This window comes from Mycobacterium sp. MS1601 (assembly GCF_001984215.1).
Lineage (GTDB): Bacteria > Actinomycetota > Actinomycetes > Mycobacteriales > Mycobacteriaceae > Mycobacterium.
In genome coordinates, this window is sequence record NZ_CP019420.1 from 4,715,165 (window position 1) to 4,730,742 (window position 15,578).

Below are 15,578 nucleotides of genomic sequence, written 5' to 3' on the forward strand. Positions count from 1 at the left end.
CGGCCGCTGGGAGTAGTGGCATGAAACTACGGCGGCCAGGTCGGTAATTTCTGCCACTGCGGCGGTTTCGCAGTTTCATGAACCGAGGTCGGTGATCGGATACTCAGCCCGCCAGGCTGTACCCGGCCTTCTGGACCGCGGCGTCGATGGCGGCGGCGTCTAGGTCGCGATCAGCGCAGATGGCGACCTCGCCAGTGTCAACGTTGACTTCCACCTCGGTGACTCCCTCGATGCCTCGGATTTCCTTGCTGACCGACGAAGCGCAGTGGCCGCAGGTCATGCCCGCCACGGCGACATTGATGGTGGTGCTCACGGTGGTGCCCTTCCCGTTGTGTGCAGCAGTTGACTACCGCACACCCACCATACCCCCTCGGGGTATGGTGGGTCCGGTCTACCCGCCGCCAAACTGCGGTCGACCTGCCACTCTCAGGGCTGCCCGCCGTTCCTGTCTGGCCGACGTCAGAGCCTCGGTGGAAAGCCTCCCTGTCCGAACGTCCGGTGGCACGTGCTCATGGGGTGAGCCAGTCGTTTCCCGGGAGGTTGAGCTGCGTCGCGTCCAGGGTTGGCTTGATGCCTGATTGTGGTGCGAGATCATGGTTTTCGAGCACCGCCCGCAGAATCTCTGCAGTGTCGATGTTCAGCGGGCTGGAAACCCACATGGCGTAGGGAAGGTTGACGAACCGGTTTTCCTGAACCGCTTTGAGGTTTCGGCTGGCGGGGTTGCTGCGAAGGGCGGCGATCTTGTCTTCGACAGTCTGACCCGGATAGTCGACGAAGACGATGAGGTCTGGATCTGCGGTGGCGATCCGCTCCCAGCTCACGGTTGTCCAGGTGTCTTGGATGTCTTCGGTGGCGTTGCGTGCTCCGGCGGCGTCGATGATTCCTTGGGGTCCACCGAAGGCTCCCGAGGAGAACACCGTGTCGCTACCGCTGTCGAACAGGAAGATGGTGGGTTTCTTCTCGGGTTGCGGTGCGGCACGCAAGGCTTCCAGCCTGGCGGCGATGTCTTCGGCTGCTTGAGAACCCGTGTGCGCGTTGTTTGTCAGAGTTCCGATGTTGCGCAAATCGGTGTCAAGGGCGAGCCACGGGTCCATGGTGCCGCGAACGGGCTGTCCGTCGACTTGCAGGCATGCTTCAGACAGCTGATAGACCGCGATTCCATGCGTTGCAAGGATGTCCGGGGTTATTCCCCGTTCCTCGCCCATGCCGTAGTTGTATCCGGCGAACAGGACTTGTGGGTCGGCGCCGACGATGTTCTCCAGCGTCGGTTGCTCCGGAGCCACTTCGTTGAGACCGTCTACTTGAGAACCGTATTTGAGGCGAAGAACCGCGGCGTCGCGGCTCATGGAGCTGACCGCGTTCATCTGATTGCGGGCGCCGGCTGCCAACGCGATCGCGATCATTCCTCCGTCGTTGACGAACAACCGGTCAATCGGCTGCTCGTAGGTGACTTCCTTGCCGCAGTTGGTGACAGTCACGGTGTCCGCTGTCGTGGTCGTCTCCGCCTGGGACGTGCATCCCGAGGTTGCACCGAGGAGGACGGCGCAGACCGCCAGGTGTATCGCCGGTCGCGTCGCGAAAGGGGATCGAAATCTATACGCCATTGTTGTGCTCCTCATGATGGTTTGACGCCAGTTCGGCATGGGTGAGTAACAGATGGAAACGGCCGGTCGTCGGATGGACGATGATGTCGCCGGCAACACCGAAGACCTGCCGCAAGAGGGCAGAGGTGAGAACTTCAGAGGGTGACCCCTGGGCGTACACCCGGCCGCCGGCCACGACCGCGACCGCATCGAAATGCCGCATCACCAAGTCGAGATCGTGCATCGCAGCGATGACGGTGCATCGGAGGTCGTCGAGTATCTGCATGAATCTCAGTCGCCACGAGGCGTCGAGATGGTTAGTGGGTTCGTCAAGGACAAGAACGGATGTTCGCTGTGCCAACGCGCGGGCCAGGACGACCCGGTGACGTTCACCACCAGAAAGCTGGACACACGGTCGGTTGCCCCACCCCTGCAGACCGACGGCGCTGAGGGCGCCGTCAATGATGTCCCGCTCTCCGGAAACGGCGCCTGCCCACGGGTTCCGGTAAGGGGTCCTGCCCAGACCCACGGCCTCGGCGACGGTCAGTTCGCCTGAGGGTCGCTCCTCTTGTCCGACCACTGCGATGGTGCGCGCTCGCTCTCGGGCCGGCATCCGATACAAGTCCCTGCCTTCAACCAGGACTGTTCCCGCTGACGGTGCGTCGAGACCGGACAGGGCGCGCAGCAAAGTGCTCTTGCCGGCGCCGTTGGGGCCGATGACCGCCAGCCGCGTCCCGGCAGCCACCGTCAGGTCCACACCGGACACCACTGTTCTGCTGCCGCGGCGACAGAGCACGCCGTGTGCGCTCACCGTCACGCCCGTCGCCGGGGGTGCGGTTGGCGGTGCGCTCATGTGTTGTTGCCGAACTGGTAGCGTCGCCGCCCCATCAAATAGAGAAACACGGGCGCGCCGACGAGGCCGGTGATGATCCCCAGGGGCATCTCCCGTGGTGCCGCGACTTCGCGTGAGATCACGTCGACCCACACCATGAAGAGCGCTCCAATGCTGACCGAGACCGGCAGCATTGCGCGGTGGGTGGCGCCGACGAGCATGCGGGCCGCGTGGGGCACGATGAGTCCGACGAACCCGATTCCGCCGGAAACGGCAACCAGGACACCGACGAGCACCGCCTGGACCGCGAACAACGCGTTCCGCACTGCCCGCACCGGTACGCCCAGCGATGCCGCGGTGTCGGCACCGACGGAGTAGGCGTCGAGCCAGGAGTGAATGAGCAGGGCAGCAACGAACGACACCAGCACCACCGCTGCCGTGAGGGGAATCTTCGCCCACGTCGCTCCCGCAACGCTGCCCAGCAGCCAGAACATGACACTTTCGGCGGCGTGCGGATCGCCGGCGGTGAAGACGAGCAGTGACGACAGCGCCATGAACGCCGACGACAGCACCACCCCGGAGAGGATCAGGCGCAGTGCTGTGAGGCCGCCTTGGGCACGTGCCACCGCATACACGGTGAGCGTGGCCACCGTAGAACCGATGAGCGCGGCGCCCGACAGCGCCCAGACTCCCAACGATGAGAGTGCACCGAGGGTGATCACGGCGGTTGCACCCACTGAGGCGCCTGCTGACACACCGAGTAGGTACGGCTCTGCCAGCGGGTTGCGGACCAACGCCTGCATGAGGGCGCCAGCCAGGGCCAGACCCGCACCGACCAACGCTGCAAGTATCGAGCGCGGCAGGCGAAGCTCCCACACGATGGTGTCAAACCCCGGAACACCGGTGGCGCCGGTGAAGCGGCCCACGACGACGTTCCACACGTCACGCAGTGGGATGTCCTCGGCGCCGAAGGCCACCGAAACAACGATGCTCAGCAGCGTGAGAACGGCGAGCACCGTTGTCAACGCAACAACCGGCGCTCGGCGCACGGTGGCAACCGAGGCATGTTCGTCGCGAAGGAACGCTCTTTCTTCGCGGACTGTCACCTCCGGACTGCCGGCCACCAGGACACGCAGCTGGCGGTGCGCTGACCGCTGAGGGGGATGAACAACTCTGACCTCGCTATGCCGGGGTATCTATTCGCGAGATACACGGTGGACACAACCGAGAGCGGCAGGTATTCGGACTCGGGGATCGTCGACACCCGAGGGCTTCCCTGGATTGCCAGGTCGCCGATGTCGAGCACGTTCCCCATACCGTTGCGCGTCAGCCCCGGAGTCGCACCGGGTTCCCCGACACCCGCACTGCACGGATGTAACCACTCTCAACGGCGCAGGTTATCTCATCATCGCCGTCGGCGTCAGCCCTCAGTGCCCGGCGCGTCCCGAAGTGGAAGCCGAACGTGGGCCCGACGGGCGTCTTGAACCACTGCCGATTGCGCCGCGCGGATCCACCCGCTCCGATGTGTTGGTCCACTCTCGTACTTCTCCGCGATCGACAGCCTGTTCCACGACCACGGCCACCGAGTCCTTCGCGGGCCACGACAGCAGCTGCGCAACTGCCAACCCCAAAGGGGTTGACATACAACGACACAAACCCGTCGCGAAGATGGTCAGATCCTCACGAAAAGAACCGGCCGTCGAGGCGACCTTCGCGCCGGGCAAGACCCGGGCAATGCGCGCCACGACACACTGGTGGTGATGGCCGAAGGCGAAACGCACTGTGTAGTAACCAAATGGGATGACACGGACGTCACGTTCGAGCACTGCGAGATCGCCTTGGCCCGACGCAGCACTGACTGGTCGGCCAGAGCGGCATGAGCGCTTCTGACTCCAGGTCAACATGGTGCTTGTGAGGTCTGGTCCATAACACGTCGGAGTTATCGTGCCGCGGACTCGGTGGGGAACATCGTCCAGACGTTCCCCACCGAATCTGCTCACCGCACGTTGACGTACGCGGTTGTCACCCTGACCGGCGCGAACTGCCGGTCGTAGCCGGTGTAATCCTGGGTCCCGTTGACGGACTCGGTGTGGATGAACGTCGGGCCCACACCCACCGACACCACTTTGGCGTCGGCAAGCTCCACGTCGGAGAGCCGGTTCACCACCACCGTGTAGCCCTGAGCTTTTAGGTTGGCGATGGTGTCCGCCGCGCTGCCGACACCGGACGGTGCGGCGGCCGCCGGCGCGGCCAATGTGATGACGCCTGCGGACAGGGCTGCGGCTGCGGCAATGGAGTAGATCTTCATGGTCGTACTTCTTTCGTGTAGCTGACCGGCGAACTGATCCGGCCTGTGCACAGCCTGGAGCGGGTGAGCGCGATAAGCACGCGTAATCCACTACCCGACAACGACAAAGCTCCCCATGAGTTAGGGGAGCTTTCTCGAGTTCGTCTGCTCAGCGGACGTTGACGTAGACGGTCTTGACGTTGTCGGGGGCGAATTGGTTGTCGGCGTTGGGGCTGTAGCCGCCTTCGCTGCGGTTGTTGGCGTTGGTGTGCTGGAAGGTCGGGCCTGCACCGACGGAGACGACGCTGGCATCGGCCAACGGGGTGTTCGACAGGCGGTTGACGATCACCTTGTAGCCCTGGTCTTGCAGGCTGGAGATGGTGTCTTGGGCGTTGCCGGCTCCGGTGGGGGCGGCCATCGCGGGGGCAGCCAATCCCAGGAAGGCGGCGGTGGCGGCGGTGGCGATGGCGGTGGCGAATCCGAACTTGGTCATGATCTCTGCTTCTCTCTGGGTGGTTCTTCTACGTGGTGTTCGGATCGGGGCGGGAGGGGTTTCTCGTTCCGGTCTGCCAGGCATAACCGCGCACGTCAGCACCCCATTTCCCGGTTGGCAGCCAATGCACCAGGCTTGGCAGAATATGGCCGCCTGGCAGACTTGGGCGAGTGTCGAAGGAAGTCGGAACCCACCCGCAGTACGACGTGTTCGCCGACGAGTTCGCCGACCACGCCCGCGAGAATTTCTACAACGCCCACTACGACCGCCCGGCCTGTCTGTCCCTACTGGGGGACGTGGCAGGCAAGGCGGTCCTGGACGCCGCGTGCGGCCCGGGCTTCTACGCCGAGGAACTCACCAGGCGTGGTGCCGAGGTGATCGGTTTCGACCAGAGCCCGCGCATGGTGGAACTGAGTGCGCACCGAGTGCCGCAGGGCAGCTTCCGCACCCACGATCTGGCGCGCCCGCTCGACTGGTTACCGGATGCCTCCGTGGATCTGGTGCTGTTGGCTCTGGCGCTGGAATACCTCGACAACCGAGCAGCGGCGTTGGCGGAACTTCGTCGGGTGCTCAAACCGCAAGGTGCCCTGGTGCTCTCCCGCATGCACCCGACCGGTGACTGGCTCCGCCACGGCGGCAACTACTTTGAGCCACGCATTATCGAGGAGACCTGGAGCGCCGGCTGGCGGGTGCGGTGGTGGCTTTCACCGTTGGAGCAGACCTGCCACGAGTTACGCACCGCCGGATTCCTGATCGAACAGCTGGTGGAGCCGCGGCCCACCGAACCGGCGAAGGCGCTCGACGAGCAGAAGTACGAGGCACTACACAGCTCGCCGACGGGGTTCCTGGCCATTCGGGCGATCCCGGACCCGCGGGAGCCACGCTAGGCTGCTGAAGTGCACGGTCAGGCGCGCGGCGAGTTCTCGGTCTTCGCGACGCTGTACACCGTCGCCATGCTGTTCGAGTTCTCCGAGCAGTGGCAAACACCCTTGTTCACGGGAACTTTCGTGATCGCCGCCGCCATCGCTGTCTTCACCGGCGTCACCCGGGTCAAGTTCCTGGCTCTGCTGACGGGCGCCACCGGCTATCTCGCACTCGTGCAGTTTCCCGAAGTGGCCAATCACGTCAACCTGATGATCCTGCTCAACATCGCGATGATCGGCGTGCTGACCGTCTCGGTGATCCGGCGGCGCACCACACCCGAGGAAGACTATGCCGCGATTGCGCCGATCCTACGCATCGGCCTGATCCTCATCTACGTGCTGGCCGGCTTCCACAAGCTGAACTCCGACTATCTGAACGTCGCATCCTCCTGTGCGGTCAGCTTTGTCCACTGGATGATTCGCGCCCTGCAGACGAGCGTCCTGGGCGTGGCGTTGATTGTGCCGGTGGCGTTGGTGGCGGGTTTTCTGGGCTATCGGCTGACGCGGCAGGGGCGGTTCGCCCAACCGGGTAACCGGATGTTCACGGCGGTCGTGGTGTGCCTCGGAGTTCTCGGTGTGACCGTGGTGGCCGTTGTCCTGCTGTATGACCACTGGAGTGCGCTGGCCTCCACCGTCGGCCTGATCGTCGCGGTGGCGTTGCTGGGCTGGGAACTGATCGGTGGCCTGCTGCTTGCGGTGCCCCGCCTGCAGGCCGCCATGCTCGCGATCGCGCTGACCTTGCACTCGACCCTGGCGTTGATCGGTTTTGTCGACTTCGGTGCGCTGGCCGTCGCACTCTTGTTCGCGTTTCTGCCCGCTGATTACCGGAAGCTGCTCATCGAGGCGACGATCGGGCTGCGCCGACGTACCACGCCGAGGGTTCTCGTGTACTTCGGGACAGCGATCGGAGTGGCACTGCTGTCGGGTGTCGGTGCCCACCTCCATCCCATCTGGCATTGGACTCTGGTGTCGGGACTGATATTCGACGCTGCAGTGCTGATCCTCATCTGGCCGATGCTGGTTGCGGTGTTCTCGGCGACCGACCGTCCTGACTGGCCTGGGGTCCGCATCCTGGACGCCAGGACGCCCTTCGCGCTGTATCTGGTGCCGATCCTGCTGGTTTTTGTCGGGCTGACCCCGTATCTGGGGCTGCGCACGGCCGGGAACTTCTCCATGTTCAGCAACCTGCGGACCGAGGGGGAGCGGTCCAATCACCTGCTGCTGGGCAGCAATCCGATCAAGGTGTGGGGTTATCAGGAGGACGTCGTGTGGATCATCGACCTCGATGACCGCTACGGTTCGGTAATCCACCACTTCGACGGCGGTGCGAGCGGGTTCGCCCTGCCGGTCGTGGAGTTCCGCAAGTGGATCCACGACTGGACCGTGGCCGGCTACCACGTGCCACTCACCTTCGGCTACAAGGGCATTCGATACACGACCGACGATATAGTCAGCGACCCGGTCTGGCGCACCGCGACCCGCACCGCCGAGATGGTGCTGCTCGATTTCCGGGTCATCCAGCCCGGGTCGCCCAACTATTGCCGGTGGTGAGTCATTCGGGAGGACCCGCGGATGCTGTGACGGGCACCGCCACCTCGTTGCGACGCAGCGGTGGCAGCGTCCACGGTGGGTCGTAGAACCATGCGACGGGATCGCCGGATGGGGCAAAGTCGCTGTCGCGCAGCAGATCCAGCAGCTGAGCGGTTTTGACCGCCACAGCCCGCTCACTCCGATCGCCGCTGAACCGGAGTACCGCCATGGTCTCGCCGGGCACCTCCACCAGCGTCACCAGACCACTGGAAGGCTCAGGCAGGGTGTCCAGCGACCATTTGGACGGCATGAAGAACCGAATGGCCGCCGACGACTGGGCCACCGGTGCCGTCATCGAGATCGATGTCGATCGGTTGTTGCCGCCGAAGATGTAGTCGGCAAGCCGACGGAATCCGGTGCTGCGCGCGTCCTGTCCCTCGCCGTCGACGGATGTCTGCGCGGCTATCCGCGGTCCGTAGCGGCGGATCTCCACCGGACCCACCCGGGCCTCGGACAGGTAGAACGGTTCTTCGGTGCCGATTCGAATGCCGACGATGCCGGGCAGACCTTCGGCAACCTGCAGGAGCTTGTTCAACATGTCCCGGGGAGTACCCGCTATCAGCAGCACCCAGGCTTCACATGCGCGGCCAGATGTGTGTGCTCGGCGTGGTCAACACTGCCCACCGCGGCCAGGAACGCCGAGAGGTCGACGCGCTCACCGCCCAGCCAGGTTCCGCTCACCTGGGTCCGCTCGGCCAATGACACCACCTCGACCGTGTACGGATCCGCGGTCAGTTCCACAAAATCGGCCAGCTTGCCCACGGTGATCGAGCCGATCAGATGCTCGCGCCGCAGTGTGCGCGCGGCATTGATGGTCTGCGCGCGCAGCGCCTCGTCCAACGAGATGGCCTGTTCGGCACCGTGCACGCCGCCTGCGCGGGTGCGCCGCGAGGCAGCGGTCTGCACGTTGACCACTGGCGTCGGCGGCGACACGGACCCGTCGTTGTGGAACGACACACATGCCCCGGACGCCACCGCGTCGGCAAACGCCGCCCACTGGCTGCCGTGCTCATGGTCGAAGATCTGACCGTCCAGCAGATCGCCCCAGTAGTAGTACTGGAACGGCGACATCGACACGTGCACTCCCAGTCGCGCGGCCCGGTCGAAGTGCGCGCGGGTACCCGCACCCGCATGTTCTATGCGCCAGCGATGGTCGGTTCCTACCAGCCCATGCCGGGACAATGCGTCCTCGTAGGCATCCAGCGCAAGATCCAGCGCCAGGTCTCCGTTCGCGTGGAACGCCATCTGCCAGCCGGCCGGGACCGCCTTGTCGAGGATCGCGTCCAGCTGCTCGCGGGTGTAATTCATCGATGCCGCGCTACCTGCCACCGCCGGGTCGATACCTGCCGTGCGGGTGGTCTCGGTGTCGAGGTAGGGAAACGAGATCGCGATGTTGCCCACCCACGGCGAGCCGTCGGTCCACAGCTTCACCCCGGCCTTGTGCAGCCACTCCTGTGGTGCGGTGAACGTCTCGGGCTCGGGGTAGGTCTCCGATGTCGACACCTCCCACATGCTGACTCGCAGCGGGCACGAGGGGGCCGCGGCCAGCGCCTCGTAGCCGGCCCGGAACTTCGGGTCGTAGGTCATGTCCGAGCACGAGGTGTACCCGCCGCGGGCCATCAGCGCGTAGTAGCCGGCGGCCGCCACCAGCGGATTGCCCAGCGTCGCCAACAACGGACCTGCCACCGCGAGTACCACCGGCAACTCGAAGCCCTGCCCGTTCAACGAGCCGTCGGGATTGCGGCCGTAGTGGGAGGCCACCGGGTCGGCGGGTGGGTTGACGTCCCAGCCGTTCTTCTTGATCAACGCGGAGCTGAAGTAGACGCCGTGCCCGGAGTTGTCGGTGACGATGACGACGCGGTCCCCGAAGATCGCGTCGAGGTCGGGAGCCTTGGGCGACGGATGCTGCAGCAGCAGCGCGTCGTACCCCGCGAACCACAGCGGCTCGTCGGGATCGGTGTTGGCCAGGGCCTCGGCGTAAATCGCTTGGACGTCTCGCCAGGTGGGGGCATCCCACGGGGCGATGGAACGCGCAGGCGGCTGGGTGGCGATCCCACTGACCAGTGGATGTCCGTGCGGCTCAACAAAACCCGGCAGCAGTGCGGCCGCTGCGGTGTCCACCACCTCGGCACCGGGCAGTGCTGCCCGGCACTGGTCGAAGGAACCGACGGCAACGATGCGCCCGTCGGACACCGCCACCGCCTCGGCTCGGGGCAGGTTGTCGTCCATCGTGATGATGGTGGCGGCGGTCAGGATGCGGTCAGCCATGGGCACAGCCTGTCAGATCCCACGGCAACCGAGGCGCATCCGAGTCATATGTCTCACAACGGCAAAACCCTCGACTGCAGTTGCCGTGTAGGCATGACCCGACAGGCCGGCTCGCGAAGTGGTGGCGGTCAGCGCCGCTTGCCGTACCGATCGGCGAGCTTGTCCTCGACGGTGGGCGGAGCCTCGGAAGCCGCATTCTGCTCGGCGACCTCACGGTCTCGCCGGCGAGCCTTGACCTCGGCGTACACGAAGTACCCCAGCCCGACCGGTGCGAAGATCCCGAACGCGATCCACTGGATGCCGTAGGACAGGAACGGTCCGCCGTCCAGGTGCGGTATCGGGATCACCCCGAGCACACCGGGCTGGTCGTCGATCAGCTGTAGATACGACCCGGCCAGGGGAGTGCCCGTCAATCCCGACACCTGCTTGGTGTCGATGGCGTACACCTGTTGATAGCCATCCTGGGTGAAGGGCTCCCGGCCGGTGGGGGCGGTCTCGGAGTCGCGCAGCCGCGCCGTGATGGTGACCTGCCCGGTGGGCAGCGCTTCGAGCGGAGGCGGTTTGGAGCCCTCCTCGGGGCGGACGTAACCGCGGTCGACCAGCACCACCGGACCGTTGTCGACGGCGAACGGCACCAGCACCTCGAACGCGGGATCCCCTTCGATCAACCGCAGCCGGGCCAGCAGCTGGTGGTCGGCCAGGTAGCGGCCGGTGGCGGTGACCTCGTGCCACTGGTACTCCGGCGCAGCGGAATCCTGCTGCGGCAAAACGTCTTTGAGTGGCACCGGATCAGAGTTCAGCGCCGCGGTGATCTGGCTGTTCTCCCGTGAGGTCTTGGTGTTCTTGCCCAGTTGCCACGGTGCGAGCACAGTGAAGCACAGATACGCGAACGCACCCACCACCACGGCCATCGCCAGCCACTGCGGTTTGAACACGAACGCCCACCGCTTCATCGCAACGCCTCATCCACCCACGCGTGCAGCCCCGGAAGTGACGCGTCGATCACGGTGAAGACCTCCTCGAAATCGGCGCGGTCGCCGTAGTACGGGTCTTCGACGTCCAGGGCATGCACGCCCGAGCGCGGATCGAACGAGCGCAGCATTCGCACCCGCTCCGGCTCCACGCCGAGCTGGGTGAGGATCCGCAGGTGATTGCGGCCGAGTGCCACCACCATGTCGGCAGCCAGGTGGTCGTCGTCCAGTTGGGCTGCGACATGGGTGGTGGGGTAGCCGTGCTCACGCAGCACCTGATTGGCGCGCCGGTCGGCACCCTCACCGACATGCCATGCCCCAGTGCCCGCACTGGTCACTCGCACCCGGTCGGTCAGGCCGCGCTCGGCGATCTGGTGGGCGAACATCTTCTCCGCCATTGGAGACCGGCAGATGTTGCCGGAGCAGACGAACGTCACATGCAGCGGTTCAGGCACTCAGCGCCTCCCGCAGCCCGGCGATATCGGCCACATGGGTGGCGCGCAGCTCCGAGTCGATGACATCACCACTGCCGTATCCCCAGCCCACCACCACGGTGTTGATGCCGTGCACGGCCGCGCCCTCGACATCGTGGCGCCGGTCGCCCACCATCAGCACCCGCTCCGGCAGCGGTCCGAGCTGTGCCAGCGCATGTGCCACCACGTCGGCTTTCTCGGATCGGGTGCCGTCGGCGCCGGCGATCACCTCGAAGTACTTGTCGAGAGCGAAATGTTCGAGGATGCGTCGAGCCGTGATCTCGTTCTTGGAGGTGGCCACAGCCAGCCGGACTCCGGCGTCCCGCAGGTCTCTGAGCAGGTCCTCGATACCGTCGAAGACGCTGTTCATGGACCATCCGCGAGTGGTGTAGTCGGCGCGGTAGGCGGTCAGCGCGGCGTCGGCCTGTTCGCCTACCAGGGTCTGCAGGGTGTGTGCCATCGGCGGTCCGACAATGCGGCCTGCCAGGTCACCGGTGGGCACTTCGGCTCCCACGGCGGCCAGGGCGTGACGGAAGCTGGCCACAATGCCGTCGGCCGAATCGGTGAGCGTGCCGTCGAGGTCGAACAGGACGAGCTGCGGGGTCGGAGCGAGTTCTGCCACGCTGCCATTGTCGCCGATGCCGCGACCACTACTGTTCCTGAGTGTGAATGTGCGCGTGGGTGAGGTCATCGAGGTGCTCGATGCCGCTTATCCTCAGCACCTCGCGCACTCGTGGGATTCGGTGGGTCTGGTCTGCGGTGACCCGGACGAGACCGTCACCTCGGTGACCGTCACCGTCGATGTCACCGCGGCCGTCGTCGACGAGGTTCCGGCCGGGGGATTCCTGCTGGCGCACCACCCGCTGCTGCTGCGTGGGGTGGACACCGTGGCCGCTGACACCCCGAAGGGTGCGCTGATCCATCGCCTGCTGCGCACCGGATCGGCGCTGTTCACCGCACACACCAACGCCGACGCCGCTGCGCCAGGGGTGTCCGACGCCTTGGCGGAAACCCTGGGGCTGACGGTCATCGATGTCCTGGAACCCGAATCCGAACAGGATCTGGACAAATGGGTGATCTTCGTCCCCGTCGAGCACACCGACGCGGTGCGGGCGGCGGTGTTCGACGCCGGCGCCGGACAGATCGGCGACTACTCTCACTGTTCGTGGTCGGTGCCGGGCACCGGGCAGTTCCTGCCGGGTGCGGGTGCCACCCCGGCCATCGGCGAGCCCGGAACTCTGGAGCGGGTGACCGAGGACCGGGTGGAAGTGATCGCCCCGGCGCGGGTGCGGGGTCGGGTATTGGCCGCGCTGCGTGCGGCCCATCCCTACGAGGAGCCGGCGTTCGATGTGTTCGCATTGGCATCGTTGCCGTCGGCTGTGGGGATCGGACGGGTGGCGACGCTGCCCGAGTCGGAACCGCTCTCGGCCTTCGTGGCGCGGGTGCGACGACGGCTGCCTGCCACCTCGTGGGGGGTGCGCGCCTCGGGTGACCCGGACGCCGTGATCTCGCGGGTGGCACTGTGTGGTGGCGCGGGGGACTCACTGCTGGGCGCGGTGGACAAGGCCGGAGTCCAGGCCTACGTCACCGCCGACCTACGGCATCACCCGGCCGACGAGTACCGGCGTGGCTCGCCGGTGGCGCTCGTGGACGTCGCGCACTGGGCCAGTGAACAGCCCTGGTGCCGCCAAGCCGCAGCACTGCTGGATCGCCACTTCGGTGGCCGACTGCCGGTGCGGGTCAGCGAGATCCGCACCGACCCTTGGAATGTGGAGAATCATGAAAGCTGACACCGCCCAACAGCGTCTGCTCCTGGAGCTGACCGAGCTCGACGCCGACCTGAGCCGGATCGCGCACCGCGCCAAAACGCTGGCCGAGCAGAAGCGCCTCGACGAGTTGCAGGCGCAGCAGCGGGCGGCGGCTGATCGGCTGGCGGTGGTGCAGATCGCCGTCGACGACCTCGACGGGCAGGTGGGTCGGCTGGAGAACGAGATCGACGGGGTGCGTCAGCGTGAGGATCGCGACCGCTCGCTGATGGCTTCGGGATCGGTGAATCCCAAACAGCTTTCGGAGCTGCAGCATGAGCTGGAGACCTTGGAGCGCCGCCAGTCGTCGCTGGAGGACTCGCTGCTGGAGATCATGGAGCGCCGCGAGGAGTTGGTGGCTCAGCAGGCGGGGGAGCAGGAGCAGCTCGACCGCCTGGGCGCCGAGGTGGCCCATGCGTTGGCCGACCGTGACACTGTGTTGGCCGAGATCGAACAGAACCGCACGGTGGCCGGGCAGCGGCGCCTCAACTTGGTGGAAAATCTCGACGCGGATCTGGTGGCGCTGTATGAGCGCCAACGCAGCGCCGGTGGCGTGGGTGCCGGGGTGCTGCAGGGTCGCCGGTGCGGTGCGTGTCGCATCGAGATCGACCGAGGTGAGTCCGCCCGTATCGCCGCCGCCGCCGAGGACGACGTGGTCCGCTGCCCGGAGTGTGGCGCGATCTTGTTGCGCATCAAGGGCTTCGATTCGTGAGAGTTCTCGTCGAAGCTGACGGTGGCTCCCGGGGTAACCCGGGCCCTGCCGGTTTCGGGGCGGTGCTGTTCTCCGCCGACCACGCCGCGGTGCTGGCCGAGATCAAAGAGTCGATCGGGACGGCCACCAACAACGTGGCCGAATACCGGGGTTTGATCGCCGGACTGACGGGGGCGTCCGAGTTGGGCGCCACCGATGTCGACGTGGCGATGGACTCGAAGTTGGTGGTCGAGCAGATGTCGGGCCGCTGGAAGGTCAAGAATGCTGACCTGGCGGCGCTGCATCGACAGGCGCGCGATCTCGCCGACAGATTCGACAGCGTGAGCTATCGCTGGATTCCCCGCGCCCAGAACTCGCATGCCGACCGGCTGGCCAACGAGGCCATGGATGCGGCGGGCTCGGAATCGGTTGCGGTGGCAACCAATCCGGCGGGTTGGACCGGTGCACGCGGAGCGCCGACGAAGATGCTGCTGCTGCGCCACGGCCAGACGGAGCTGTCGGTGGAACGGCGATACTCGGGTCGAGGAAACCCGCCGCTGACCGAACTGGGACAGCGCCAGGCTGCGGCCGCCGCGGCGTATCTCACTGGCATCGAGGGGATCTCGGCGGTGATCACCTCACCGCTGCAGCGGGCCTACGACACCGCCGCGGCAGCGGCCAAGGCGTTGGACCTGGATGTCACGGTCGACGACGACCTGATCGAGACCGACTTCGGCGGCTGGGAGGGACTCACCTTCGCCGAGGCGTCGGCGGCCTACCCTGACCTGCACGGACGTTGGCTGCGCGACACCAGCATCGACCCGCCGGGCGGGGAGAGTTTCGACGCCGTGCATACCCGGGTGCGCCGCGCGCGCACCCGGATCCTCACCGAGCACGCCGGTGACACCGTGCTGGTGGTGTCGCACGTGACGCCCATCAAGACCATGCTGCGGATGGCGCTGGATGCCGGCCCGGGCATTCTCTACCGTCTGCATCTGGATCTGGCGTCGCTGTCCATCGCCGAGTTCTACCCCGACGGGGTGGCGTCGGTGCGGCTGGTGAACCAGACGTCCTACCTCTAGGTATGTAGGTGCAGGCGCTCACCCTGGGCGCCGAAGATCATGATGGCCTCTACTGGGCCGTCGACGGCGCCGAACCAATGCGGCGTCCACGTGCTGAACTCGACGGCCTCGCCCGGTTCGATGATGAAATCGCGGTCGCCCAGGATGAGGCGCATCTTGCCGGAGAGGACGTAGGTCCAGTCCTGGCCCTCATGGACGGGAAACTCTGTGGGCGGTGTGTTGCGCTTGGGATCCACCCGAATCTTGTAGGCGTGCAACCCGCCTGCCGGTCCGTGCCGGGTCAGCGGCCAGAAAGTGATGTCGTTGTGAGTGTGTGACGTGCCGCGTACCCGGGGGTCGGGCTGTTCGGGCTCGCGGAGCAGATCGTCGGTGCTCACCGACAGCGCTGCGGCCAGTCGGGGTAGGTGGTCGAGGGCCAGTCGTCGCTTGCCCGATTCCAGCCGACTCAACGTCGAGACGTCGATCTGGGCGCGGCGCGATACGTCGTCCAGAGTCATGCCCTGGCGGACCCTCAGCTCACGGAGGCGGCGCCGCACCAAGGCGTCCACGTCGGGCTCATTTGCCTGCATGGCAAATGAGC

At 65.9% G+C, this 15,578-nt stretch carries 17 protein-coding genes and 1 riboswitch; of the genes, 5 read left to right on the forward strand and 12 right to left on the reverse strand.

What is annotated here, in order from left to right; translation table 11 throughout:
• Window positions 1-103: 103 nt before the first annotated feature.
• The 6 genes from BVC93_RS22745 to BVC93_RS22770 form a co-directional block, all read right to left on the reverse strand.
• On the reverse strand, window positions 104-313 hold the full coding sequence (locus BVC93_RS22745) for a heavy-metal-associated domain-containing protein (RefSeq protein WP_236950081.1): 210 nt from the start codon (window positions 311-313) through the stop codon (window positions 104-106).
• A 196-nt stretch (window positions 314-509) separates the two neighbouring features.
• Window positions 510-1,604, reverse strand: coding sequence for an ABC transporter substrate-binding protein (locus tag BVC93_RS22750; RefSeq protein ID WP_083739436.1), 1,095 nt, complete (start codon window positions 1,602-1,604; stop codon window positions 510-512).
• The gene (locus BVC93_RS22755; RefSeq protein ID WP_083739437.1) at window positions 1,594-2,436 is read right to left on the reverse strand and encodes an ABC transporter ATP-binding protein; all 843 of its coding nucleotides are present in this window, start codon (window positions 2,434-2,436) and stop codon (window positions 1,594-1,596) included. The genes BVC93_RS22750 and BVC93_RS22755 overlap by 11 nt, the downstream gene beginning before the upstream one ends.
• Entirely contained in the window at window positions 2,433-3,464 is a 1,032-nt protein-coding gene (locus BVC93_RS22760) for a FecCD family ABC transporter permease (RefSeq protein WP_083741257.1), read from the reverse strand. Before BVC93_RS22760 ends, BVC93_RS22755 begins: the two co-directional genes overlap by 4 nt.
• A gap of 166 nt (window positions 3,465-3,630) precedes the next feature.
• Window positions 3,631-3,813: riboswitch (cobalamin riboswitch) on the reverse strand.
• 598 nt (window positions 3,814-4,411) lie between these two features.
• Window positions 4,412-4,723 carry a hypothetical protein gene (locus tag BVC93_RS22765; protein WP_083739438.1) on the reverse strand — a complete coding sequence of 104 codons (312 nt, stop codon included), beginning with the start codon at window positions 4,721-4,723 and terminating at the stop codon, window positions 4,412-4,414.
• Window positions 4,724-4,871: 148 nt separating this feature from the next.
• Entirely contained in the window at window positions 4,872-5,195 is a 324-nt protein-coding gene (locus BVC93_RS22770; protein WP_083739439.1) for a hypothetical protein, read from the reverse strand.
• A gap of 170 nt (window positions 5,196-5,365) precedes the next feature.
• Between BVC93_RS22770 and BVC93_RS22775 the strand changes: the two genes are divergently transcribed.
• Together BVC93_RS22775 and BVC93_RS22780 are read left to right on the forward strand one after the other, a co-directional pair.
• A complete protein-coding gene (locus tag BVC93_RS22775) occupies window positions 5,366-6,082 on the forward strand; it encodes a class I SAM-dependent methyltransferase (protein ID WP_083739440.1) in 717 nt (238 codons plus the stop codon).
• Between the two features lie 9 nt (window positions 6,083-6,091).
• The gene (locus BVC93_RS22780; protein WP_083739441.1) at window positions 6,092-7,669 is read left to right on the forward strand and encodes a hypothetical protein; all 1,578 of its coding nucleotides are present in this window, start codon (window positions 6,092-6,094) and stop codon (window positions 7,667-7,669) included.
• 1 nt (window position 7,670) lies between these two features.
• Here BVC93_RS22780 and BVC93_RS22785 read toward each other — a convergent pair whose 3' ends face one another.
• The 5 genes from BVC93_RS22785 to BVC93_RS22805 form a co-directional block, all read right to left on the reverse strand.
• Window positions 7,671-8,246, reverse strand: coding sequence for an SOUL family heme-binding protein (locus BVC93_RS22785; protein ID WP_083739442.1), 576 nt, complete (start codon window positions 8,244-8,246; stop codon window positions 7,671-7,673).
• 20 nt (window positions 8,247-8,266) lie between these two features.
• The gene (locus BVC93_RS22790) at window positions 8,267-9,976 is read right to left on the reverse strand and encodes an amidohydrolase (protein WP_083739443.1); all 1,710 of its coding nucleotides are present in this window, start codon (window positions 9,974-9,976) and stop codon (window positions 8,267-8,269) included.
• 128 nt (window positions 9,977-10,104) lie between these two features.
• A complete protein-coding gene (locus BVC93_RS22795) occupies window positions 10,105-10,929 on the reverse strand; it encodes an SURF1 family cytochrome oxidase biogenesis protein (protein WP_083739444.1) in 825 nt (274 codons plus the stop codon).
• Window positions 10,926-11,402: a low molecular weight protein-tyrosine-phosphatase gene (locus tag BVC93_RS22800; RefSeq protein ID WP_083739445.1), complete on the reverse strand. Its 477-nt coding sequence runs from the start codon at window positions 11,400-11,402 to the stop codon at window positions 10,926-10,928. Before BVC93_RS22800 ends, BVC93_RS22795 begins: the two co-directional genes overlap by 4 nt.
• On the reverse strand, window positions 11,395-12,111 hold the full coding sequence (locus tag BVC93_RS22805; RefSeq protein ID WP_083741258.1) for an HAD-IA family hydrolase: 717 nt from the start codon (window positions 12,109-12,111) through the stop codon (window positions 11,395-11,397). The genes BVC93_RS22800 and BVC93_RS22805 overlap by 8 nt, the downstream gene beginning before the upstream one ends.
• Here BVC93_RS22805 and BVC93_RS22810 point away from each other — a divergent pair.
• The 3 genes from BVC93_RS22810 to BVC93_RS22820 are packed head-to-tail and all read left to right on the forward strand — an operon-like array spanning window position 12,059 to window position 14,998.
• Window positions 12,059-13,210: a Nif3-like dinuclear metal center hexameric protein gene (locus BVC93_RS22810; RefSeq protein ID WP_083739446.1), complete on the forward strand. Its 1,152-nt coding sequence runs from the start codon at window positions 12,059-12,061 to the stop codon at window positions 13,208-13,210. The genes BVC93_RS22805 and BVC93_RS22810 overlap by 53 nt on opposite strands.
• Window positions 13,200-13,937 (forward strand): zinc ribbon domain-containing protein, encoded by a 738-nt coding sequence (locus BVC93_RS22815; RefSeq protein ID WP_083739447.1) that lies wholly within the window; start codon window positions 13,200-13,202, stop codon window positions 13,935-13,937. The genes BVC93_RS22810 and BVC93_RS22815 overlap by 11 nt, the downstream gene beginning before the upstream one ends.
• The gene (locus tag BVC93_RS22820) at window positions 13,934-14,998 is read left to right on the forward strand and encodes a bifunctional RNase H/acid phosphatase (RefSeq protein WP_083739448.1); all 1,065 of its coding nucleotides are present in this window, start codon (window positions 13,934-13,936) and stop codon (window positions 14,996-14,998) included. Before BVC93_RS22815 ends, BVC93_RS22820 begins: the two co-directional genes overlap by 4 nt.
• Here the strand turns inward: BVC93_RS22820 and BVC93_RS22825 are convergent.
• Window positions 14,995-15,567: a helix-turn-helix domain-containing protein gene (locus BVC93_RS22825; protein ID WP_083739449.1), complete on the reverse strand. Its 573-nt coding sequence runs from the start codon at window positions 15,565-15,567 to the stop codon at window positions 14,995-14,997. The genes BVC93_RS22820 and BVC93_RS22825 overlap by 4 nt on opposite strands.
• Window positions 15,568-15,578: the final 11 nt, after the last annotated feature.